The sequence below is a fragment of the Streptomyces sp. MUSC 14 genome, from assembly GCF_001866675.1.
Taxonomy (GTDB): Bacteria; Actinomycetota; Actinomycetes; order Streptomycetales; family Streptomycetaceae; genus Streptomyces.
Genome location: NZ_MLYN01000030.1, coordinates 20,959 through 44,700, shown reverse-complemented (window position 1 = coordinate 44,700; position 23,742 = coordinate 20,959). Strand labels below are relative to the sequence as shown.

14 protein-coding genes are annotated in these 23,742 nt (G+C 74.0%); 3 read left to right on the top strand and 11 right to left on the bottom strand.

What is annotated here, in order from left to right:
• Nucleotides 1-83: 83 nt before the first annotated feature.
• The 10 genes from BIV25_RS20340 to BIV25_RS20300 all read right to left on the bottom strand — a co-directional run bounded on the left by BIV25_RS20340 (nucleotide 84) and on the right by BIV25_RS20300 (nucleotide 18,809).
• On the bottom strand, nucleotides 84-2,915 hold the full coding sequence (locus BIV25_RS20340) for a SpoIIE family protein phosphatase (protein WP_177235347.1): 2,832 nt from the start codon (nucleotides 2,913-2,915) through the stop codon (nucleotides 84-86).
• Between the two features lie 121 nt (nucleotides 2,916-3,036).
• The gene (locus BIV25_RS20335) at nucleotides 3,037-4,005 is read right to left on the bottom strand and encodes a cyclase family protein (protein ID WP_071373786.1); all 969 of its coding nucleotides are present in this window, start codon (nucleotides 4,003-4,005) and stop codon (nucleotides 3,037-3,039) included.
• 49 nt (nucleotides 4,006-4,054) lie between these two features.
• Nucleotides 4,055-4,486 (bottom strand): AMP-binding protein, encoded by a 432-nt coding sequence (locus tag BIV25_RS54445; RefSeq protein WP_107486211.1) that lies wholly within the window; start codon nucleotides 4,484-4,486, stop codon nucleotides 4,055-4,057.
• 362 nt (nucleotides 4,487-4,848) lie between these two features.
• Nucleotides 4,849-7,818 (bottom strand): condensation domain-containing protein, encoded by a 2,970-nt coding sequence (locus BIV25_RS20330; RefSeq protein WP_071373785.1) that lies wholly within the window; start codon nucleotides 7,816-7,818, stop codon nucleotides 4,849-4,851.
• Nucleotides 7,808-9,637, bottom strand: a complete 1,830-nt coding sequence (locus BIV25_RS20325) for a non-ribosomal peptide synthetase (protein ID WP_071373784.1) — start codon at nucleotides 9,635-9,637, stop codon at nucleotides 7,808-7,810. The genes BIV25_RS20330 and BIV25_RS20325 overlap by 11 nt, the downstream gene beginning before the upstream one ends.
• A 1-nt stretch (nucleotide 9,638) precedes the next feature.
• A complete protein-coding gene (locus tag BIV25_RS20320; protein ID WP_071373783.1) occupies nucleotides 9,639-11,537 on the bottom strand; it encodes an amino acid adenylation domain-containing protein in 1,899 nt (632 codons plus the stop codon).
• Complete coding sequence (locus BIV25_RS20315) at nucleotides 11,537-14,731, bottom strand: non-ribosomal peptide synthetase (RefSeq protein WP_071373782.1); 3,195 nt, start codon at nucleotides 14,729-14,731, stop codon at nucleotides 11,537-11,539. The genes BIV25_RS20320 and BIV25_RS20315 overlap by 1 nt, the downstream gene beginning before the upstream one ends.
• Nucleotides 14,732-14,987: 256 nt before the next feature.
• Nucleotides 14,988-16,289 carry a non-ribosomal peptide synthetase gene (locus tag BIV25_RS20310; RefSeq protein WP_071373781.1) on the bottom strand — a complete coding sequence of 434 codons (1,302 nt, stop codon included), beginning with the start codon at nucleotides 16,287-16,289 and terminating at the stop codon, nucleotides 14,988-14,990.
• A 130-nt stretch (nucleotides 16,290-16,419) separates the two neighbouring features.
• The gene (locus BIV25_RS20305; protein ID WP_071373780.1) at nucleotides 16,420-17,760 is read right to left on the bottom strand and encodes an MFS transporter; all 1,341 of its coding nucleotides are present in this window, start codon (nucleotides 17,758-17,760) and stop codon (nucleotides 16,420-16,422) included.
• A gap of 320 nt (nucleotides 17,761-18,080) precedes the next feature.
• Nucleotides 18,081-18,809 carry a hypothetical protein gene (locus BIV25_RS20300; RefSeq protein WP_177235346.1) on the bottom strand — a complete coding sequence of 243 codons (729 nt, stop codon included), beginning with the start codon at nucleotides 18,807-18,809 and terminating at the stop codon, nucleotides 18,081-18,083.
• A gap of 310 nt (nucleotides 18,810-19,119) precedes the next feature.
• Here BIV25_RS20300 and BIV25_RS20295 point away from each other — a divergent pair, with 310 nt between their 5' ends.
• On the top strand, nucleotides 19,120-19,956 hold the full coding sequence (locus tag BIV25_RS20295; protein ID WP_071373779.1) for a hypothetical protein: 837 nt from the start codon (nucleotides 19,120-19,122) through the stop codon (nucleotides 19,954-19,956).
• Nucleotides 19,953-21,434 (top strand): NADH-quinone oxidoreductase subunit NuoF family protein, encoded by a 1,482-nt coding sequence (locus BIV25_RS20290; RefSeq protein ID WP_071373778.1) that lies wholly within the window; start codon nucleotides 19,953-19,955, stop codon nucleotides 21,432-21,434. The genes BIV25_RS20295 and BIV25_RS20290 overlap by 4 nt, the downstream gene beginning before the upstream one ends.
• Before the next feature lie 103 nt (nucleotides 21,435-21,537).
• Here BIV25_RS20290 and BIV25_RS20285 read toward each other — a convergent pair whose 3' ends face one another.
• Nucleotides 21,538-22,185, bottom strand: a complete 648-nt coding sequence (locus BIV25_RS20285) for a TetR family transcriptional regulator (protein ID WP_071373777.1) — start codon at nucleotides 22,183-22,185, stop codon at nucleotides 21,538-21,540.
• 64 nt (nucleotides 22,186-22,249) lie between these two features.
• Here BIV25_RS20285 and BIV25_RS20280 point away from each other — a divergent pair, with 64 nt between their 5' ends.
• Nucleotides 22,250-23,689, top strand: coding sequence for an FAD-dependent monooxygenase (locus BIV25_RS20280; protein WP_071373776.1), 1,440 nt, complete (start codon nucleotides 22,250-22,252; stop codon nucleotides 23,687-23,689).
• Nucleotides 23,690-23,742 lie beyond the last annotated feature (53 nt).

Sequence of the window (23,742 nt, the reverse complement as noted above, 5' to 3'; positions counted from 1 at the left end):
GCCAGTGATACTAGTGGAGAAAATCCTGCTATTACGGATTTATCGGTTATGGCGACGCCGACGGTCCGACCGCGTCGACGGCCTCAGGCGGCGTCGAGTCCGCATTCGGCCCAGATGACCTTGCCCTGCCCGATGTAGCGCGTACCCCAGCTCTGGGACAGCTGTGCCACCAGGAACAGGCCGCGGCCGCCCTCGTCGGTCGTGGCCGCGCGGCGCAGGTGGGGGGCGGTGTTGCTGGTGTCGGAGACCTCGCAGATCAGGGTGTGGTGGCGCAGCAGACGGACCGTGATGGGTCCGGAGCCATGGCGGATGGCGTTCGTGACCAGCTCGCTCAGCACGAGCTCCGCGGCGAAGGAGGCCTCCTCCAGTCCCCAGTCGGCCAGCTTCCGCAGGGCGGCGGCGCGGACCTCGCTGACGAGCGCGGGGTCGGCCGACAGCTCCCAGGCGGCGACGCGCCGCGGGTCCAGGGCGTGGGTACGGGCGACGAGCAGGGCGATGTCGTCGCGAGGGTGGGCCGGTGCCACGGTGTCCAGGACCGCCTCGCAGGTTTCCTCGGGCGTGCGTTCCGGATGGGCGAGGGTGCCGCGCAGCTGGTCGAGGACCACGTCGACGTCGCGCTCCCGGTCCTCGATGAGTCCGTCGGTGTAGAGGACCAGCCCGCTGCCCTCGGGGAGGTCCAGCTCGACGGCCTCGAAGGGCAGTCCGCCCAGGCCGAGCGGGGGCCCGGCGGGCAGGTCGGGGAAGGACACCGTGCCGTCGGGGCTGATCAGCGCCGGGGGAGGATGCCCGGCGCGGGCGATGGCGCACCGCTGTGTGGTCGGGTCGTAGACGGCATAGAGGCAGGTCGCGCCGATGATGCCCGATTCGCCCGCGGCGGGCTCCTCCCGGTCGAGGCGTCCCACCAGGTTGTCGAGTTGGGTGAGGACCTCGTCCGGGGGGAAGTCGAGTTCGGCGAAGCTGCGTGCGGCGGTACGCAGCCGGCCCATGGTGGCGGCCGAGAGCATGCCGTGGCCGACGACGTCGCCGACCAGGAGGCCCACCCGGATGCCGGACAGCGGGATGACGTCGTACCAGTCCCCGCCCACGTCGGACTCCGCGGGCAGGTAGCGGTGCGCGACCTCGACGGCGTCCTGGTCGGGCAGACTGTGCGGGAGCAGGCTGCGCTGGAGGGCCAGGACCATGGCGCGCTCGCGCGTGTAGCGCCGGGCGTTGTCGATGGACAGGGCGGCGCGGGTGGCGAGTTCCTGGGCCAGCGAACGGTCGTCGTCGCCGAAGGGGGCGGGGTCCTGCCCGCGGTAGAAGGCGGCCACGCCCAGGACGACACCGCGGGCGATCAGGGGGACCGCGATGAGGGAGTGGACGTGGGTCAGCAGCTCCTGGCTGCGCTCGGGGTCGTGGGCGAGCCAGCCCGCCGCTGCGTTCAGGTCCGGCTCCAGCACCGCCTGCCCGCTGGTCAGACAGCGCAGGTGCGGAGTGGTCGGGGCGTAGTCGACGCGTTTGCCGACCGGGTGGAACGGACGGTCGTCACGGATGCCGTGGACCACCGTCCGGTACAGGCTGGTGAGGGGGTCGGCGGCCTCCTCGCCGCGTGGTACGGCCTCGGGCAGGTCGATCGTGACGTAGTCCGCCAGTCGCGGCACCGCCGTCTCGGCGAGTTCCTGGGCGGTACGGAGCACGTCCAGGGTGGTGCCTATGCGCGTGCTCGCGTCGGTCAGCAGCTCCAGGCGGCGGCGTGCGGCGAGGGCGTAGCGCCCCACGTGCGGCTCTCCGACCAGCACGAGCCCTCTGGCCGGGGGCGGGGAGCCGGGGCGGCGGCCTGCCGCGGCGCCGGGTTCGCCCATCGGGACACCTTCGGTGCGCGCACGGGTGCGGGCGGGCGCGAGGCCGGGCGCCGTGGTGAGGCGGGCCGCCCCGGACGGCGGGACGACGCAGGCACCGGAGGCGGCCGGGACGGCGGATGCGACGGACAGGCGCCGCGGCTGCTCGGCCGAGGGCGGGACGACGAGGGGTTCGTGCGGTGCGGGGCCGGCCAGGACGGCCTCGGCGACGAAGCCTTCCACCCCGGTGGCGCTCGTCATCGGACGGCTCACGAGTGTGACCCGCCGGCCGTCGGACAGACGGACACGGACCGCGGCCCGCTGCCCGCAGGAGATCAGTTCGGCAGCCCGTGCCATGAGGATCTCGCGGTCACGGGGGCGCAGTGCGAGGGCCAAGTCGCCGACCCCGACGCTGTGGTGAGGCCCGGCGGCGGCCTCGGCGCCGGTGTCCAGGTACGCCCGCAGCAGGGCCCGCTCCCGGTCGGAACTCTGCCCGAGCAGCCGCCTCTCGATGGCGTGGGCCGCCCTGCGGATCACGGTGGCCAGCGACGGGTCCTCGGCGCCCCGGGGGTAGCCGAGGCACAGCACGCCCTCGATGCGGCCGCTGAGCGGGTCGCGGACGGGAAGCGCGCGGCAGGCGTTGCCCTGGGAGCGCTCGGCGAAGTGCTCGGCACCGTAGACCTGGATGAGCCGGCGCTCCGCCAGCGCGAGACCGATCCCGTTGGTGCCGGCGTACTGCTCGGCGAACACGAATCCGGGCACGCGTTGGAACGCCGGGAGGCTTCTGGCCAGGGACGCGGATCCGAAGCGGCGCAGCAGGACCGTCCCGCTCGCATCCGCGACGCAGATGTTCATCGAGCTGTCGGCGAACCAGGACTGCAGCCGGTCGAGCACCGGTACGGCCGCGCGGACGATACGGGCTTCACGATCGAAGTCGGCGTGGAAGGGAGGGCCGGACTGGTCGGGCGAGAGCCCCAGGGCCCGGCAGCGCTGCCAGGAGTTCGAGATCGGGGCCCGTACGCAGTCTTCGACCGGTTCACCCTCAAGAAAACGTTCACGGGAACGAGCGGGCCCCGCGCCGTCCGTCGCACGCGCCATCAGTGTCGTTTTCCCGCCGGGCCGAATCACGCGCCGCCTCACTCGAGCCTGCAAGAGTTCCTTTTCCAAACAATAGAACTAGTAGGACATAGGTGAGAAACCGGGCATTGAAAACGAGTGGTCACAGGAGTGCGACCGGATTGACGGGCGAGCCCGTCCCACCCGGGACGTTCAGCGGCGCCACGACGAGCAGGAACTCGTACCGCCCGGCCTCCGCCGTCGCCGCCGACAGGGCCTCCAGATCGAGGTTGTCCAGCAGCGGCACCCCCATCGCGGCCAGGGCCAGGGCATGGACGGGCGAGTGCACGCCGTCGACGGGTGAGGGTCGGACGTCGCTGTCGCCGTCACCGCCGAGCAGCGCGATGCCGCGCTCGGCCAGCAGCGGTACGGCGTCCACGTGGAAGCCCGCGCTCGCCGCGGCGGAGTCCCAGGCCCCGAGGTCACCGCGGCGGCGGACGTGCCCGGAGCGCAGGAGCACCGCGTCGCCCTCGATGATCCGGACGCCGAGCGCCTCCTCCGCCGCGACGACGTCCTTCGCGTGCACCGCCCGCCCCGGCTCCAGCCAGCGGACCCCCAGGACGGTCGGGAGATCGAGGAGAACTCCCCTCGTGACGAGGGGGCCGAGCGCCGACACCGCTCCGAACCGGGCGCCTGCCGCAGCCACGACGTCCTCGGCCCTCCGGCCGTCGTAGAGCCGCCCCCGGTACGCGACATGGCACAGGGCGTCGAGATGGGTGACGGCCTTGCCGTGGTATTCGGCGGCGAGGAAGTCCTTGTGCGTGGAGGGTTCCGGGCTCTCCACGTCACCGAGATCGGTCATGTGGTGCAGCGCGGGCCTGGGGTTGTCGGGGCCGGGCACGGTGTTCCAGGGCAGCCCCAGCGGGACGGCCTTCCCGGACCGCACGGCGGCCGTGGCCCGCCGCACGTGCTCCGCGGTCACCCGGTTCCAGGCGCCGCGGTCGGCCGGAGCCCAACGGCCCCATGTGCGGACCGCCTCGAAGAGCGCGTCGAACTCCCGACGGGAGACGGCGGGCCGGTCGCCGGCACCGGCCGGCCCGGGACCAGGGTCCTCCGCGGGGTTCGGGCCCATCCGCACTCACCGTCCCCGGTGTCGACACGGCCCCGGGTACGGGGCACCGCTACGACGACGGGACACCGCCGTGCGGCCCGCCGACCCGGAATCCCAGCTTTGCACGACCTCCGCCGAACCGCTGTTCCACGCGTCCGCCGGGCTCACCCCGTCGCCGTCGATGCGAACCGGGCCCTCTGGCGGCCACTGGACGCACCCGGGACGACCTCGGCCGGGCTGCCGCACCAGCCTGCTGAAGATCGTCGGCAGCCCCGCGAAGACGGTCACGCCGTGCCCGACGAGCATCGCCGGAGGCGATGGCGGCGGTGAGGATGCAGGTCTGTCCGAAGGCGTGGAACAGCGGCAGCCCACCGAAGACCACGTCGTCGGCAGTGAGCCGGAGCAGACCGGTGGCCACGATGTCGCGGTTGCGGGTGAGGGTGCCGTGCGTCAGCTCGGCTCCCTTCGGCCCACCCGTGGTTCCCGAGGCGTGGAGGACCACGGCGGTGTCGTCTGTCGGTCAGCATGAGCTCGACGCGGTCTCCCGGTCGCACACCGCGCCCGCGCAGCGGCTCGGCCGTACCGGCCGTGCGCCGGTCGAGCGTGCGATACGTGACGACGTCGTCCCCGAGCCGCAGCGCGGCGCGGTCCGGGTGCGACCGGGCGCTGCTCACCCCATGCGATGCGAGGTTCATGCCGGAGCCACTCCGGGTCGTCCGCGCGACGCACCGCGGCCCGTCCCGTCCGAGCCTGCTCAGCACAGCTCTCCTCGGGCCGACGCTACGCCCGTGCCCGTGCCACGCCACCGCACGGCAGCAGCCGGCGCCCGGTGCCTTCGCAGGGGCTCCGGGCGCCGTCGGGGCGTCAGTCGTCGGCGCCCGTCATACCGTCGATCATCTCGGACAGGACGGTCCGCCGGTCCTCTCCCGGCCGTGCCCGCAGGGCACGGGCCAGGCGTGCGCTGTCGTAGTGCCAGCGGTGGTCGAGGTCCTGGGGGACTTCGCCGGACTCACGCACGTCGGGCCGGGAGCCGAGCAGTTCGCCGAGGTCGTGCGCCAGGTCGTGCCAGGACACATGGCCGCCGCAGGCGTTGGCGACGCCGTGGACGGGGCGGTCCAGACACTCGGCCACCGCGCGGGCCAAGGCGGCAGCGTGCACCCAGGCCACCCCGTACCAGGCGTGTCCGCCGGTGCCCGGACGCGGCACCTCGATCGCGTCGCCTCGGCGGGCTGCCTGGTAGAGGCTGCCGATGGCGCCCCAGCGCAGCTGTTCGCGCAGCCGGTCGTGCGCGCCCCAGACGATCGGTGAACGCACGGCGCTCGCGCCCCCGCGCCCCCCGGTGCCCGCGGCGCGCAACAGCACGGCCTCGCAGTCGAGTTTGCCCTTGCCGTACGGGCTGACGGGCTCGCACATGAGGGACTCCTCGGCGACCCGGTCGGCTCGGGGGTGGCCGTAGGCGTCCACACTGCTGACGAAGACGAAGGGGCCCCGCCGCCAGGCGTCGACCATCGTCCCCATCGCCGCCACGTCGACCTCGGGGCGGGTGAAGGTGCTGGCCGCGTGGACGATCGCGTCCGCGCTCGCGACGGCGTCGCGCAGTCCGGCCAGGTCGGAGAGGTCGCCCTCGACGACGTCGACTCCCTCGGCGGCGATCAGATGGGCGGACTCGGGCCGGGTGAGAGCCAGCACGGGGCGGCCCTGAGCGGCCAGTTCACGCAGGACGAACGCGCCCACGCCGCCAGTCGCGCCGGTGACCAGGACGGTCCCGGGTCGCACCGTCCGGGATCGGCCCGGCCGGGTCACGGCCTTCGCAGCAGCCTGCTGCGCCGCGCGTTCGTCGAGGAGTGCGGTCAGCGCCCGGGGCGTACGTGCCTGGAGCACATCGAGACCCGTCAGGGGCAGCCCGAGCCCGGTGCGCAGTCGTTCGGCGAGCTGCACGGCGACCAGGGAATGACCGCCGAGGGCGAAGAAGTCGTCGTCGGGCGCCGGGGCGGGACCGAGCAGCTCGGTGAAGGCCCCGGTGACGGCTTCGGCCCGTGGACCGGACAGGGTGCGCGGCGCGGATGTCCCGGGCAGCCGGTCGTCGTCGAGCTCTCCGGTGACCGTGCGCGGCAGCGCGTCGAGCAGTGTGACCGTGGCGGGTACGTTCTCGGGCTCCAGCGTCCGCCGCAGCAGACCGAGCAGTTCCTGGCCGGACGGACCGACGCTGTCGCGCAGGACGGCGTAGGCCACCGGTGGCCCCTGGGCGGGCTGGACCACCGTGGCGTCGGCGACCTGCGGCTGAGCACGCAGGGCCTGTGCCGCCGGGTGGCGGGCGCCGTCCACATCGCCGCTGCCGGCATTCGTGGGCGCACCGGCCCCGGCATCGGGGCCGAGGACCTTGCTCAGCGCGAGCTCCGGTGCGGTCGCCGCTGCGTCCAGCAGAGCCGCGTAGTGCCGTGCCGTCGCCTGTGCCGCGGAGTCGTCCAGTGCGTTGCCGTCGTACTGGACGAGTGCCACGGGACGTACGGCATCGCCCAGCTCCAGGGCGTACGACAGGGCGAACTTCACGCCGTCGGTGGTGACATCGACGTACTCGGCCGAGGTGCCAGGCAGCCGGAGCACCGTCGGCTCGCCGAGCACATCCGCGCTGACGCGGACCAGCGCGGTGCCGTCGCCGCCGCGTGCCGTGGCGCCGAGGCGTTCGAGCACGAGGTCGAAGGGGATGTGCCGGTGACGCTGCGCCTCCAGCAGCGCGGCGCACACCCGCCGCAGCAGCTCGGTGAAGGACGGGTCGCCGGAGGCGTCGACCCGCACGGGCAGGGTGTTGACGCACAGACCGACCAGGCCGCGCATGGCGGTTCCGCTGCGGTGGGTGCCCGCCACACCGATGACCAGGTCGTCGTCGCCGGTGAGCCGGTGCAGGGCGGCGAAGGCCGCGGTGAGCGACACCGCGAAGAGTGTGGCGCCTCGTTCGGCACCCAGCCTGCGCAGGGCGTCGGGCAGCGCGGACCCGAGCGGCACGGTGTGCACGGCCGCCGGCCGGCTGCCGGGATGCGGCGCGGCAGCCGTCGTCCGGGGCAGCCGGGGCGGGGTGGCGTCGGCCAACAGACCGCTCCAGCGGTCCAGTTCCGCAGCGAGGCCGGGAATGCCGTCGTGCTCGCGGCGCGCGTGGTCGGCGTACTGCGGTGGCGCCGTGAGGGTGGACTCGCCGAGCCCGTCCGTGGCCGCCGTGTAGAGCGTGCCGAGTTCGGCAGCCACGGTATCCAACGACCCACCGTCGACGGCGATGTGATGGAAGGTCAGTAAAATGGTGTGGTCCAGCGGCCCGTGGCGCAGGACGAGTGCGCGTACGGCCTCCCCGGCCGCGAGGTCGAACGGCCGGGCCGCCTCCCGCCGCAGCAGTGCGGGGGCGTGCGCCGCGTCGGTGTCGACGACGGGCACGGGGACGGTGCGCGGCGCCGCGAGCAGTACTTGCCAGGGCTCGCCCTCATGCTCCGTGTAGCGGGTGCGCAGGATCCCGTGCCGGGCCACCAGCGCGGTGAGCGCGGTCTCGAAGACGGCGGCGTCGAACGGGCCGCGCACCCGGGTGGCGAACGGTACATGGTACGAGGCGCCGGCGCCGCCGAGCCGCTCCATCAGCCACATGCGGCGCTGGGCGCGGGAGAGGGGCACGCGGTCGTGTGCCGAGGCGGTGCCGGGACTGTCCTGCGGCGCGCGGGCGGTGTCGACTGGAGCCGCATCGGAGTCGGTGGCCGGAGTGCGGCGGGCGGCTCCGGCGCGGGCCCGACGCAGCAGCTCCCGCTGGAGCTGCTGCTGTCGGTTCCGTGACGTGGAGTCGGCGTCAGTGGGCATCGCTGTGCTCCGGGGTCTCGGGGTGGAGGTCGCTGTGGGCGGCCAGCAGGGCGCGTTCGACCAGGTCGGCCTGTGCGGCGACGGTCGGGGCGGCGAAGAAGTCGGCGAGGGAGAGCTCGACGCCGAGTTCCTCGCGCAGGTCGTCGGTGACGGCGAGGGCGAGCAGCGAGTGGCCGCCGAGGGCGAGGAACTCGGCGTCCGCGCGGGTCACTTCGCTGTCCAGCGCCCGGCTCCACACCTCGGCGACGGCCTGTTCCAGCGGGGTCAGCGCGCCCGCCGGGCGGTCGGCTGGGTCGTCGCCGGCCGGCACGGCGCGTTCGGCCAGCGCACGCCGGTCGACCTTGCCGGCCGGCGTGAGGGGAAGCCGCTCCACCACGCTGACCGTGTCGGGCACCAGGTGGGCGGGCAGGAGAGCGGCGAGCCGCTCGCGCAGGGCTTCGGCCCGGGGCACGGGCCCCGGCGCTGCGACGACGAACCCGACGAGGCGCGCCTCGAACGTCCCGGCGCGGTCGACGGTGACGGCGGCGTCGTCGACCTCCGGCAGCTGACGCAGGGCGTGTTCGACCTCTGCCGGTTCGATGCGGAAGCCGCGGACCTTGACCTGGTCGTCGTTGCGGCCGTGGAACTCCAGGATGCCGTCCGGGCGGAACGACGCGATGTCACCCGTACGGTAGAGCCGCCCGGCGACGGGGTCGTCCACGAACCGCTCGGCGGTGAGCTCCGGCAGACCCGTGTATCCGAGGGCGAGCCTGCTGCCGCCGATCCACAACTCGCCGCGCTCACCGGCCGGGACCGGGTGGCCGTCGGTGTCCAGGATGTGCGCGGTGGCCCCGGCGATCGGCCTGCCGATCGGCGGCGGAGCGTCGCAGTCGCGCGCGGTGACCCGGTGGGCGGTGGCGAAGGTGGTCGTCTCCGTCGGCCCGTAGCCGTTGACCAGCTCCAGCCAGGGGAACGTGGTGAGTACCTCGCGGGCCGGTGCGGCGGCCAGGGCCTCGCCGCCCACGACGACCGAGCGGAGCTGCGCGAAGACGCGGGAGTGACGGGCCGCGAGCTGGTGGAAGAGGGCCGTGGTGAAGAACGCCACCGTCACGCCGTGGCGCTCGACGTGCCGGGCCAGATCCTCCAGAGAGGGCCGCTGCACGGTGCAGACGACGACGGCGGCGCCGTTGGCGAGCGCGCTCCAGATCTCGAACGTCGAGGCGTCGAAGGTCATGGGCGAGTGGAACAGGACGCGGTCGCGTGCGGTGAGGGTCACATAGTCCGGCGCGGTCACCAGCTCGGCGACGGCACCGTGCGGGACGGCGACGCCCTTGGGACGACCGGTGGAGCCGGACGTGAACATGATGAACGCCGCGCTGTCCGCATCGGACTCGTCCAGCGGCCCGCCGCCCGGCAGCGGCTCCTCGGGCAGGGCGAGGACGGGCCCGCTGAGCGCGGCCGCTTCCAGCAGCTTCGCGTCGCCGACGGTGAGCGTCACCCCCGCGTCGGAGATCATCGCCTCGGTGCGCGGCCGGGGCTGGGCCGGGTCCAGCGGCACGCACACGGCGCCGGCCAGCCACAGCGCGAGCTGCGCCACGACCGTGCGGGCCGACCGGGTGGTCAGCAGCGCCACCCGGTCGCCGCGGCCCACCTCGTGCTTCCGCAGGTGCGCGGCGAGGGCGCGGCCGGACCGCAGGAGACCGCCGTAGGTGAGGGCGGTGTCGCCGTCCACGACGGCCAGGGCGTGCGGGGCGAGTTCGGCGTGCCGGACGGCGAGCGCCGGCAGGGCCGTACGCCGCTCCGGAAGGGACTGCGGGGTCATGGATGTCTTGGGTGTCATGTCAGGCTCCTGCCGGGTGCGGGGTCCGGCGCTGGTCCAGGAGGGCGGCGAAGGCGCGCAGGTCGGTGCTGCGCAACAGGTCGCGAGCGCGTGGCCGTACTCCGGTCGCGCGCTCGACGACCACGAGCAGTCGCGCGGCGACGACGGAGGTGCCGCCGACGTCGGTGAAGTTGTCGTCGAGGCCGGTCCCGGGGCGGCCGAGGAGATCGCGTACGGCCGTCAGGACGAGCTGTTCGGTCGGTGAGGCGTCGGTGAGGTCGTCCGTGCCGACGACTGCCTCGGGAACCGCGCCGTGGGCCTGGGCCTGGGCCACCAGAGCGATCCGGTCGACCTTGCCGTTGGCGTCGAGGGGGTAGCCGTCGACGATCCGGACGGCGGCGGGGACGGCCTGCTCCGGAAGCCAGGCGCGCACCGCGGCGATCAGGTCACCGGCGCCGGATTCGGTGCCGTCCGCGGGCCGGACGTGGGCGACCAGGCGGGCGTGGCCGGAGCTGTCGCGCAGCACGGTGACGACGGCACTGCGCACCCGGGGATCCTGCTCGAACGCCGCCTCCACCTCGGCCGGTTCGATCCGCACCCCACTGATCTTGACCTGGTCGTCGAGGCGCCCCAGGAACTCCAGGCAGCCGTCGGCACCCATCCGTACCCGGTCGCCCGTGCGGTAGAGACGGTCGATCGCGGGCAGCGCCGGTTCCTCCGGCGGGGCCGTGAACCGGTGCGCGGTGAGCTCGGGGTCGAGGTAGCCGAGCGCCAGGCAGTGGCCGCCGATCCGCAGCTCGCCGTCCTGCCCGCGGGCCACCGGCCGGCCGTCGTGGTCCGTGACGACGACGGTGACCCCCGGCAGCGGGGTGCCGATGGGCGGCGGCGACTGCTCGCCCGCCTGCGCGTCGGTGCTCCGCATGGCGTGGGTGGTGGTGACCACGGTGGCTTCCGCGGGGCCGTAGGCGTTGTGGACGGTCGCGGTGACGTCGGGGCCGGGGCGGCGGCGCATGCGGTCGCCGCCCACGAAGAGGTGACGCAGCCTCAGACCCGTGGGCCACGGCCGGTCCAGGAGCGGTTCCACGGTGGGGGTGGCCGCCACCGACACGGTGACCTGGGTGTCCCGCCACCAGTCGGTCAGTACCTGCGCGTCCCAGCGGGTGTCGTCGGGGGCCGGGACGAGGGCGGCACCGGAGGTCAGCGCGGCCCACAGCTCCAGCAGGTGCGGGTCGAACGCGACACCGATGAGCAGGGACTGGCGGTCGCCCGGCGCCAGTCCGGTCTCGGCCCGGTACCAGTCGAGGGCCACGGACAGCGATGCCTCGGCCACGGCGACCGCCTTGGGCCGGCCGGTGGATCCGGAGGTGAGGACGGCGTACAGGGCGCCCTCGGGCGCGCGCCGCGTACCACGGCCGCTTGCCGCGAAGGCCGCCACCACGGCGCTGGGGGCGTTCACGCCGTCGGTGGGCAGGGGGAGCGGGAAGTGTTCCCCGGTCCGGTGTCCCTCGGGCAGGACGCCGGGGTCGCCGATCAGGCAGGCGACGTCGAGGTCCTCGGTGACCGCCTGGGTGCGGCGCTCGCCGGGGCGGGGACCGAGCGGCAGGTACACGGCGCCGAGCCGGGCGAGCGCGACCGCGGTCACCACGAGGGCGGTGGAGCGGTCGAGGCAGACGCCGACCAGGTCCCCGGGGCGTACGCGGTCGCGCAGGGCGGCGGCGACGTCCGCGGCGGCGGTGTCGAGTTCCTGGTACGTCCAGGTCCGGGCGCCGTCGATCACGGCCGCCGACCGCGGGGCGCGCCGGGTCCACTCCTCGAAGCGCGCGAGCACCCGGGTCGGTTCGGCGGCGGGACCGTGGGCGATGCTGAGCATGGTGCCGGGTGTCGTGGAGCCGGCGTCGGGGACGGGCGGGGTGTGGTTCATCAGGACTCCGAGGAACGGTCGGCGACGGCCGCGAGGGCGTCGGCCTGGTCGGCGAGCACGGGGTTGCGGAAGAGCACCTTCAGCGGCGGGCGCGTGCCCAGCCGGGGCTCCAGCCAGGCCGCGAGCTCGGCGGCGAGCAGGGAATGGCCCCCGCAACGGAAGAAGTGGGAGCGGGCGTCGAAGCGGCCGTGGCCGAGAACCTCGCGCCAGCCCTCCGCGACCAGGGCCGTCATCGGATCGTCGGACCCGGCGGCCGTCGGCCCGAGCGCGGACCCGGCATCGGTCTCTGAGCCGGTAACGGTCTCGGAGCCGGAGTGGGTCCCGGCGTCGGCGGCGGTGGCGGGGTCGAGCGCGGCAGCGCGGCGGGCCAGGGCCGTACGGTCCGGCTTGCCGCCCGAGAGGGTCGGCATGGCGTCCAGCAGGGCCCACCGGGCGGGCACGAGAGGCCCGGGCAGCCGGCGGCTCAGCTCGGCGTGGAGCGCCTTCTCGTCGAACTCCGCGCGCTCGGCGCCGTCTTCGAGGAAGCCGACGAGCCGGGGCCCGCCGGAGCTCTCACGGTCCAGCACGACGGCGCAGGACCGGCCGCCGAGCGCGGCGGACGCCGCCGCCTCGATCTCCTCCAGCTCGATGCGGTGACCGCGCAGCTTGACCTGGTTGTCGCGCCGTCCCAGGAAGTACAGCAGCCCGTCCGCGCCGCGGTAGCCGAGGTCTCCGGTGAGGTAGACGCGCTCCCCGCCGAGCGCGTCGACGGTGACGAACCGGGCGGCCGTCACCTCCGCGTTGCCCGCGTACCCTTCGGCGAGGCCGGGGCCGGCGATGGCGAGTTCACCGACGGCACCGGACGGCAGCGGCCGGTGATGGTCGTCCAGCACATGGACGCGCTCGCCCGGCAGTTCGGTGCCGAGCGGTACCTCGGCACCCTCGGCGAGCGCCGCGCGGGAGACCTCGTGGACGGTGGAGCTGATGGCCGCCTCCGTGACGCCGTACACGTTCAGGACGGTGGCGTCGGTGTCGGCGAGGATGCCGCGCAGTGCCGGTGCGGGGAGGCGTTCGCCGCCGAGGACCAGGAGCCTCGGCGCCCAGCTCTCGTCGCGCAGGGCGGGGCGCAGGTCCTCGCGGGTGGCGAGGAAGTAGCTGGTGGGCAGGTTGGCGACGGTGACCCGGGCGGATGCCAGCAGCTCGGCGAGTTCCGCGCCGGTGGGCACCTCGTGCTCGGGCACGACCAGGCACGCACCGGCGTGCAGGGTCGGCAGCACCTCCTCCAGCGCCACGTCGAAGGACGGCTGGGCGAACATCAGGACCCGGTCGGAGGTCGTGAGGCCGAACCGGTCCGCGGTCGCGGTCAGATGGTGCTCCAGCGCCGCACGGCCGACGGCGACCGGCTTCGGCGTTCCGGTGGAGCCGGAGGTGTGGATGACGTAGGTGGTGCCGGGCATGACGTCGGCCTCATGGGCGCGCGGCAGCACCGGGGCGTCGGTCCGGGCGGTCACCAGGGTGTCCGGCAGGGCCGGGGTGGCCTCGCCGGTGAGGACCAGCGCCGGGGCGAGCCGCTCCAGCAGCAGTCCGAGCCGGCCGGGCGGGTCGGACGGGGACAGCGGACAGTAGACGGCGCCGGTCCGCAGGCAGGCCAGCAGGGCGACGACCGAGTCCGCCCCGCGGGGCAGGACGACGGCCACCGGCCGGCCTGGCGTCACACCCGCGGCGCGCAGACGCTCCGCGAGCGAGCCGACGCGCTCGTCGAGCTCGCCGTAGGTGAGACGGCGTGCGCCGCACAACAGGGCGGGCAGCGACGGGTGTTGAGCGGCCACGGGGTCGAGCAGATCGCGGTCGGCGGCGACCGGAACGGGCCGGGCGGCCGGCTCCACGGCGGCGGGCGCGAGCGCGGCCAGCGGCGCCTCCGGGGTGTCGAGGTAGGCGCGCAGCAGGTCCAGGAAGCGACCGGAGAGCAACCGGGCCACGTCCTCGCCGAAGAGGTCGGCGTCGTAGTCCCAGACCAGGGTCATCCCGGGCGCGCCATGGCGCGGGGTGACACCGCGCCGGTCGTCCGGCAGCAGCACCACGTCGAGGTCGAAGCGGGTGGTGCCGGTGTTGAACCCTTCGAAGAGGGTGATGTCGAGGCCGGGTACGTCGATCTCGGGCAGCGGCGCGTCGTGGGCGCTGAACATCACGGAGAACAGCGGATTGTCCGCGCCCGAGGTGTGCATGCCGAGCGCCCGGGTCAGCTCCTGGACCGGCACGTCCTGGTGCGGCAGGGCGCGGATGAGCGTGTCGGTGACGTCGTCCATGGTGTCCTGGGCGGGGGCGGCGCCGTCCAGGACGAGCGCCAGCGGGATGGTGTTCACGAACATGCCGACGGTGTCCTCGTAGCCGAGGGGGCGGTTGCCGACGGCGGTGCCGATGACCATCCGGGAGCGGCCGCTGTGCCGGCGCAGCAGCTCCGCGAACAGGCCGAGCAGCGTGGCGAACGGCGTGAGACCGCGGGACCGGGCGTGCCCGCGCAGCCGCTCGGCGAGATCGGCGCCGATCGTCTGCCGCAGTTGCCCGCCGTGGTGCCGGCGACGGGCGCCGGGGCGGGCGAGGCCGGGCAGCGGCAGGTCGTGGGGCTGGTCGCGCAGCTCGTCACGCCAGAAGTCGAGGGACTCGGGCGCGAGGGCGGCCTCGGCGCGGGAGCGGACGTGGTCCGCGTACGACGGGGCGGGCGGGAGTTCCAGGGTCTCGTCGAGGACCTGGGCGCGATAGACGCGGAAGACGTCGTCGAGCAGGATCGCGAAGGAGTGCCCGTCGTGGATCAGATGGTGCTCCACGTGGATCAGCCGGTGATGACGCGCGGCGAGCCGCACGAGCGTCCAGCGGATCAGCGGTGCCTCGAACGTGTCGAGCGGCGTCTCGGCCTCGGTGCGCAGCAGACGTGCGAACTCGGCTTCGGGGTCGGCCTCTTCGCCGAGGTCGACGGTGCGCAGCCGCGGCAGGCACCGCGGCGCGACCCGCTGGCCCGGTACGGATCCTGCGGCGGCGACGAGTTCGAGCCGCAGACCGTCGTGGCGGGCCAGGGTGGCGGCGAGGCCCCGGCGCAGCGCCTCGGTGTCGAGGGTGCCCCACAGGTCGAGTGACGCGGTGAAGTTGTAGGCGCGACTGCCGGGCTGCATCTGCTCGTGCAGCCAGACGATCTCCTGCGAGGAGGAGAGCGGAAGCATGGGCGATCCCTGAGGTCGTCGGGTCGGTGTCCGGGGCCGGTCACGGTCGTGGCCGGCGGTGGTCGTACGGGCGGCTCCGCGGATCACGCGGTGCCGGGTCCGAGGGGCGGTTCGTGGCTCGTGGTTCGTGGGAGTGCTTCGGGTCTCGCACATCCGGTGCGCCGAGGCGCGCTGTCGGCACGGCGACGGACTCGCGGACGACGAGGTCTGCCTCACCGAACCGCGCGGCGATACCGGCGCGTTCGGGTGCTGACGCTCAGCGCACGGACCGCGCCGCAGGGCGCAGCGCGTCGGTGAGCGCGTCGAACGCCCGGTGCGCGGTGTCGTCGTCGAGGGCGGCGCGGTCCCACACCATCCGCAGCTGGATCTCCGCTCCCTGGGTGACGGAGACGGCGAAGGGAGCGCGGACCGGTCTGCCGTCCACGTGGATCTCCCGTCCCTCGACACCGGCCAGCCTGAGGGGTGGCCGGCGGGTGTCGTCGTCCACGGTCAGCAGTCCGTCGAGAGCGCCGGTCCAGCCCGAGCCCGCCGCCCGCACCGCGGCCACGACCACGTCGAACGGGACGTCGGCCCGGTCGAGGTCGTCCCACCAGGCGTCGGCCGTCGCCTCCGCCGCGGGCTCGTGCCCGGTCTCGGCGGGGAAGACGACGGTGTTCAGGAAGCACCCGATGACCGGGTCCGCACCGGCGGGGCGGCCGCCCCACGGGTAGCCGAGCGGGACGACATGGCCCGGCCCGTACAGCGCGCGGGCCGCCGAGCGGCAGGCGTCGAGCAGCGCGGGGAAGGGTACGCCGTGGTCGGGCGCGGGCAGCCGGGCCTGCGCGGCACCGCTCGTGAGCGTGCTGCCGGGTGCGTGCGCGGCGCGGGCCGCGGCGGCCCGGCTGCGCAGGGCGTGCAGCCGGTCCGCCCAGTACGCGGTCGCCTCGGGTGTCTCCGCCCGTTCCTCGGCGGCGAGTTGGAGCAGGACCGTCTCCCGGTAGGCGATGCGTTCGGCTTCCGCCCGCTCGTGTTCCTCGGGCGCCGGACGGGACCCGGTGCCGTCCTCGGCGTAGGCGGCGCCGAGTTCCTCGACGATCCGCGCCAGCGAGCGGCCGTCGCAGACCGCGTGGTCCAGGACGACCGCGACGATGTCCTCCTCGCGATCCGTGTCGCGCATCAGGAAGAGCCTCAGCGGCGGGCCCTGAGGATCCCAGTCGGCCAGCGCACGGCGCAGGGTGTCGGCGGGCCGTTCCCCCGGAGCGGGAGTCGGCCGGGTCACGTGGACGTCCGGTTGCCCGACGCGCAGGACGGGGGTCCCGCGGACGACAGCCGGCCGCGAGCGCAGCACGGTGTGCCGCGCGGCGAGCCGGCGGGCCGCTGTCCGCAGACGCTCGGGGTCGACGGCTCCGTACGGGAAGGCGAAGAACATCGGCACCACGTCGGGGCGTCCCGACGGGTCCAGCGAACGCACCAGTACGAAGCGGCGCTGTGCCCCGGTGACCGGCAGCAGCGCGTCGGACCGGTCGTCGGCGGTGAGACGCCGGAAGCGGGCCAGGTACTGGCCGGTGATGCTGGGCACTTGGTCCTCACTGTCGTGGCCGCGGTGGCGCGGCACGGGGCGGTGGTGGGTACGGGCGATGTGCGGCCTGCCGTACGGGTAAGCGATGCACGGGCCGAGCTGTTGCGGCGGGGCCGCTCGGGTGGGCCGGTCAGCGGGTGGGTGTGGGCGTGGACTGTCCGGCACCGCCCGCGGTGGTGCTCTCCTGCGGAGCGCCGGTGCCCGCGTCGGCCTGGAGGCCGTCGGGTCCGGGCAGGTCCCGCATCCGGCGCAGCGGGGAGAGCAGCAGCGGCAGCGGTACGGCGAGGAAGCCCGCGGCGCACCAGGCGAGCGCCGTACGCGACCCGAAGGATCCGGCGAGGGCGCCGCCGAGGAGAGCACCGAGCGGCAGGGTGCCCCACATGAGGAAGCGCAGGGTGGCGTTCATCCGGCCGAGCAGCTGCGGCGGGCACAGCCCCTGGCGGAAGCTCACCTGGGCGACGTTGTAGACGACGGCGCCGAAGGAGACGACCGTCGATCCGGTGGCGAAGAGGACCGCGCCGAGGACTCCGTGGCCGGACAGCGGCCACAGTACGGCGAACGGGCCGGTCACGACGACGGACAGGAGGATGACCCGGGCCTGGCCCAGCCGGGCGGCGAGGCGCCCGGCGCACAGGGCGCCCAGCAGTCCCCCGACGGCCGACGCGGAGAGCACCAGCCCGAGCGCGCCCGGCTTCAGCCCGACGACGCGGACGAGGTGCACGGTCTGCGTCGCCATGAGGACGGCCGTGCAGAGGTTGGCGAGGGCGGTGGTGAGGGCGATGACACGCAGCAGCGGGTGGCCTACGACGAACCGGACACCTTCGCCGATCTCCCTGCGCAGCGACCCGCCGCCGGCGGAGGCGGGCGTTTCCTCGGGCTGCTCGACGCGCAGGAGGAACAGGGCGGAGAGCAGGTAGCCGATGGCGTCGGCGATGACGGCGAGATGCGCCCCGGCGAGCTGTACCAGTCCGCCGCCGACGCCGGGGCCCGTCACCTGGGCGGTGGAACGGACCGTCTCCAGAGCGCCGTTGCCGGCCACGAGCTGGTCGCGGGGGAGGATCTGCGGCAGGTAGCTCTGGTGGGCGACGTCGAAGAACACGGTCGCCACGCCGGTCACGAGCGCGACGGCGTAGAGCTGGGCCATCGTCAGGACGTGGGCGAGCGCGGCGGCGGGGACGGTGGCCATGGCCACGGCGCGCACCAGGTCCGCGCGGATCATCAGGGGGCGCTTGCGCATGCGGTCGGTCAGGGCCCCGGCGGGCAGTCCGACGAGCAGGAAGGCGGCGGTCTCCGCGGCGGTCAGCAGACCCACCCGGAAGGCGGATGCATGGAGTTCGAGGACGGCCACGAGGGGGAGGGCCACCAGCGTGACCTGGGCGCCGAGCTGTCCGGTGGCAGCTCCCGCGAGCAGCAGCCGGAAGTCGCGTATGCGCATCGGGCCACCGGTGGCGGCTCGGGATGTGACGGACATGTGAGCGACATTCACCGAACAGCCGCTCAGGAGTCAAAGGATCGCGGTCACTTTCGGTCGATTCTTGCGTCTGTTTGGCGCCAAGGTAGGAAAAGTTTCACATAAACAAGGTTCTTCCCGGATGAATTACTGTCACCGGGCATCCGTCGCGAGGTCGGTGGGGACAGGTGCCCGCCCGGATGCGAGGAGCGGCTCGAGTGGCGCCCCTCACACGGGGTGGTCGGTTCATTCCTGACCGAAAATGAGCATGCGCGATCACAGTCGTGCGGAACCTCTCATTCCGTGAACTATGCGGTCGTCAAGCGCAGTTGCCGCTCCCGTCAGTCGTTCAGCGCCGCGCGGTCTCCCATCACCACGACGGGGTGCAGCGCGGGGTCGAGCGTGCGCAGCAGGTACTCCATCGACGACTTGGACTGGCTGATGCACGCCGATGTGCCGCTGCCGTGGTCCATGTGCAGCCAGATGCCGCCGCCCTTCGACTGCCCTTCCGGCCGCGTCTGGTCGTCTGGCGGGGTGCCCTTGACACGGTTGTAGTCGATGGCGACGACGTAGTCGAAGTCGTGCCAGTACGTCTTCTTCCAGGACCGGGGGGCCTGGAAGCCCGCGGAGCGGGTGTACGGCAGCTTGGCCCAGGGTGCGGCGAGCACACCGCCCGCGTCGCTCAGCGTGAACACTCCCACAGGGCTGCGCAGGTCACCCTCGTGGTGCTGCGACGTCCAGCCCTTGCGTCCGTTGTGTGCCGGCCAGGACCGCTCCTGCCGCCAGACGGAGCCGTGCTTGGTGAAGACCGCCACCGTCGAGTCGGGGGAGTCTTCGCCCGCCCCGAACACGGCCACGACCTGACGCGAGTCGGCCGGCACCTGTTTCCACCACCGGTCCCCGATGCCGGGTACCCGCTTCAGGACCGTCTTGCGGGGGCGCGCGTCGTCCGCCTGGACACGCGCGGCGGCACTGCGGTGCCCCCCGGTGCCGCACGCCGCGAGGGACAGCACCAACAAGGCGCCGCTGCCTGCGCCGAGGGCTGCCCGTATGTGACCTCTGCTTCGCATGCGCCTCATGCTCGCAGGCCGCACCGGACGACTCCGCACGGCCCCACGACCACTCGGACCAGCGCGTTCCTGATTCCCCGTGGAAGCCGTACGGGTGAGCTTGGTCATATACCGCTCGGCGGCTACTACGCGCGGTCGTAGACCGCAACTCCCACCGGCGCCCGAGGGTTCGTCGCCGACGGCGGCTCTCGATACGGCCGTGGGCCGTACCCGGAGCCGTTGTCACAGGCTGGGACACGGGCTAACGATGTGCGCTGTCGTGCGGCTGGAAGCCCGCGCACGAGGAAGTCACGAGGATGAAAGGTGCCCCATGTCCAGCGTCGCCCTGCTCGCCCGTCCCGGGGTGGGCGCAGTGTGGGCCGGAGCGGTCGGCCGGCTGATGGCCTTCCTGGACTACTTCGCCGGCGTCTTCACCCTGCTCTCGCTGACGGCCGTGCTGGTGTGCGGCCTCGCCGCCACCGACCGGCTGGTGCTGACCCCTCGACTGCGGGTCGCCGTCCAGTCGGTGCACCGGGCGTGCGCCGTCGCCGCGCTCGGCTTCCTCGCCACCCACATCGCGGTCAAGGTCGCCGAACGGCACGCCGCTCCCCAGACCGCGGTGGCCCCCTTCACCGGCGGTGCCGCCGTCGCCGTGAGCCTGGGCACCGTCGCAACCGATCTGCTCGTCCTGATCATGGCCACCGGCGTGCTCCGCGGCCGGTTCGCCGGCCGCCGCCGCGCCTGGCTGTGGCGGGTGCTGCACTCGACGGCGTACGTCTGCTGGCCCATCTCACTGGCGCACGGGCTGACGGCGGGACGCACGGCGCACGCGTGGGTGCTCTGGGGGTACGGCCTGTGCGCGGCCCTGGTGGCACTCGCACTGCTCGTCCGTTCCCTTTCCTACCTGGGCCGCCACCGAACCCGGAGCCGACGACGGCGCGGCGCCAAGGCATACCGGCCCGCCGACTTCGACCCGGCCGCACTGGCTGCCCTGTCCACTCGTTCTGCCCGGCCCGTCACCGTCGGCCGCCCCATCGCCCGGCCCGCGGCGCCGACGGCGGAGGCTCGCCGCTCGGTACCGAGTGACGGCGTACCCGGACAGCCCAAGCACGCGGCGAGACCCGGGTCCTGGTCACTGCGCCTGGCCCAGCCGAGGAGCGGCGAGTGAGAGACGCCCCGCTGAAGCTGCCCGAGGTGCGCTGGCTGGACTCGGCCCGGCTGACCGCCGGCCTGGACCGCCACCCGCACCTGGATCTCGCCGCCCACACCCGTGTCCACTCGCCACTTCCCGTGCCGGACCGGGACGCCCTGCTCGCCCTGGCCGAAGCCCTCGACCTGTCCGGTCGCGGCGGAGCCGGCTTCCCGTTCGCCCGCAAGGCCCAGGCCGTGCTCGCCACCGCCGACCGCACCGGCGCACCGCCGGTCGTCGTGGTGAACGGTGCCGAGGGCGAACCGGCCAGCGCCAAGGACAAGACGCTGCTCGGCCGCACTCCGCACCTGGTACTGGACGGCGCCTGCCTGGCCGCGGCCGCGTTCGGCGCCGAGGAGATCGTGATCGGCGTCGCCGCGGGCAGCCCCGGCGAGACAGCGGTCCCCGCCGCCCTCGCCGAGCGTGAACTTCCGTGCCCGGCCCGGACCGTATGCCTGCCCGAGCGCTTCATCTCCGGCGAATCGGGCGCCCTGATCCGGGGTGTCAACGGCCTGCCGGTGGTTCCGGCGCCGGTGAAGGCCCGCGCGGCCGACGGCGGACCGGGCGGGGTGCGTCGCCGCCCGACGCTGCTCGCCAACGCCGAGAGCTGGGCCCAGCTCGCCGTCGCGGCCCGGCTCGGACCCGACGCCTACGCCGCCCTCGGCACCGCCTCCGAACCCGGCACGGTCCTCCTCACCGTCAACCGGCCGGTCGCCGAACCGCTGGTGGTCGAGGTCCCGACCGGCACCCCGCTGGGCCCGGTGCTGGACGCCTGCGGCCTTCAGCCGGGCGCCGGCGTGCTGGTGGGCGGCTACCACGGCGGCTGGCTGCGCCCGTGGGACGCCGTCGACGCGCCGCTCTCCCGCGCCGGACTCGCCGACCTCGGCGGAACCCTCGGCGCGGGCGCGATCGCCGCGCTCCCCGACGACACCTGCCCGCTCGGCGAGATCGCCCGGATCGCGGCCTGGCTGGCGACCGAGTCCGCCGGCCAGTGCGGACCCTGCAAACGTGGCCTGCCCGAAGCCGCCGAAGCCATGGGTGTGCTGGCCGCCGGTGCCGCCGAACCCGCGGTGCTGGAGGACGCCCGGCGTGCCCTCGCTGCGGCCCAGGGCGGTGGCGCCTGCTCGCATCCGGACGGCACGGCCCGCTTCCTGCTCACCGCGTTGGAGGTCTTCTCCGAGGACCTCGACGCCCACCTGTCCGGCGCCGGCTGCGGCCGTCCCGTACGCGGCGTACTGCCCCTCCCGCCCGAGAAGGGCGCCCGGCTGGAGGTGGACTGGTCCCGCTGCACCGGCCATGGTCTGTGTGCCGTGCTGGCGCCCGACCTGATGCGTCTCGGTCCGCACGGTTACCCCACCTCCAACTCCGTCCCGGTCGCCCCCTGGCAGGAACACGGCGCCCGCCGCGCCGTCAACCAGTGCCCGGCCCTGGCCCTACGGCTCCACCGCCGAGGGTGACTCAGGCCGCGAGGCCCGGCGCCCGGGCACCGGGCAGGGGCCGACGCGCGCCGAGGCGCGGCTTGTTCGGGCCATCGGTGTTCGGGTCTTCATCCACCCTCCTTCAGGGCCGTTCCGTACCTGTGCGACGGGCCGCCAGGCCGTGGTCGAGGAGGTCGAACGCCAGGCGGGCCGCTCGGACCGCCTCCGGGTAGCGCTCGTCGGCGGACTCACCGTCCGTCAGACACACATGGTTCATGTCGGCCAGTTGCCGCTGCACCACGATCACCTGGGCGGCCATGAGGCGCGCGACGAGCGGATCGGTGCCGGCCTCCCGCAGCGCCTCGGTCAGCGCCTCGATCCCGCGGGACATGTACCGCGTCAGCCGCGCCGCCAGGCTCTCCGTGTCGATGACCATCGTCAGGAAGGCGACGACCTCGGGCGTGTCGTTCAGGCCGGTGTTCGGATCGCGTCGCGCCAGTGCGTCCAGCAGCGCTTCGCGCAGCGCGTCGAGCGGGCGCAGGCCGACGGGACGGGCGCGCACGATGCGGGCCGCTTCGCTCTCGTGGTCGGCGAACCGGTGCAGGACGAGGTCTTCCTTCGTCGGGAAGTACGCGAAGAGGGTCCGCCGGGAGACCTCCGCCGCCGCCGCGATCTCGGTGATCGAGACCTGGTCGAAGCCCTCGGCGAGGAACAGCCGGATCGCTGTCGCCGAGATCGTCTCCCGTGTGCGTTCCTTCTTGCTTTCCCGCAGGCCCATCCGCTGATCCATGCACTCAGTCTACTCCATGGTAGACTGAGTGCATTCTTGCACTGAGTGCACTTCAGGAGGTGTCGTGCGAACCGAGATCATCGTGGTGGGCGCCGGTCCGACCGGGCTGATGCTGGCCTACGAGCTGACACTGGCCGGCGTGCCGGTCGTCGTCCTGGAAAGGGAGCGTGCGCGCAGTCCCCAGTCCCGGGCGGGTGGACTGCAGCCGCGCACAGCGGAGGTGCTCGACCTGCGCGGACTACTGGACCCCGTGCTGGCGGACGCTCCGTCCCGCAACGCGCACGGAGGACATTTCGCCATGCTGCCCGTCGAGCTGGACTGCCGTCCCTGGCGCACCCGGCACCCGTACCCGGTCACGCTCCCGCAGGCCCGGCTCGAGGCCTTCCTCGAACAGCGCCTCTTCGGACAGGGCGTGCCCGTACTCCGCGGACACGAGGTGTCCGCCGTCGAGCAGGACGCGGACGGCGTCACGGTCGGCGGGATACGCGGCAGCTACCTCGTCGCATGCGACGGCGCGCACAGTTCGGTTCGGGCCGCCCTGGGCGTCCCCTTCCCCGGAAGGCCCGGCCGGATGTCCGCCGTGGCGGCGGACCTCACCCTCGCGTCCCGCTCCGACACGGTCCCCACGGGCCACGGGCACTTCAGCCAGTACCCCCGGTCCGGCGGCGGCTACTTCACCATCCTGCACCCCCTCGACGGCGACGAGCGGTACCGGCTGCTCTTCGGCAAGCTCTCCGGCGACGGCCCGGACCGCGAGACCCCCGTCGCCGCCGACGAGGTGTGCGAGGCACTGCTCGCCGTCTACGGGCCGGAGACGAAACTGGGTGAGCTGCGGGCGGCGTCCCGGTTCAGCGACGCCGTCCGGCAGGTCGAGCGCTACCGCGAAGGGCGGGTGTTCTTCGCCGGGGACGCGGCACACATCCACGCGCCGATCGGCGGCCAAGGCGTGAATCTGGGCGTCCAGGACGCGGTCAACCTGGGCTGGAAACTGGCCGCCGACGTGCGCGGCTGGGCACCCGCCGGCCTGCTGGACAGCTATCACGACGAACGGCACCCGGTCGCGGCGCGGGTGCTGGCGCACACCCGCGCCCAGGCCGTGCTCACGAACCCCGCCCAGGACGAGGAGCTCGCGGCCGTCCGCGCCCTCGCGACGGAGCTGCTGCGCCTGCCCGACACCAACAGGTACATCTCGGGCATGATGTCCGGCCTCGACATCCAGTACCCCGGGCTGGGCCCTCGCATGATCGACCTGGAACTGACCACCGAGGCCGGCCCGACCCGGGTGAGCCGGCTGATGCACTCCGGCCGGGGCCTGCTGCTCTCGTTCGACGGCAGGCACAGGGCCGTGGGGGACCGCTCCGACCGGGTCGGGCACGTCAGGGCGAAGACCGACGAGGACGTCGACGGCGTCGAGGCCCTGCTGATCCGGCCCGACGGCTACATCGCCTGGTCCACCGCCGACCGCACCCCCCTCGAAGCGGCCCTCACGCGGTGGTTCGGCTGACGACGTAGCTCAACTCCCGGTGTCCGCCCGCCAGTTGTGGAAGATCACCACTG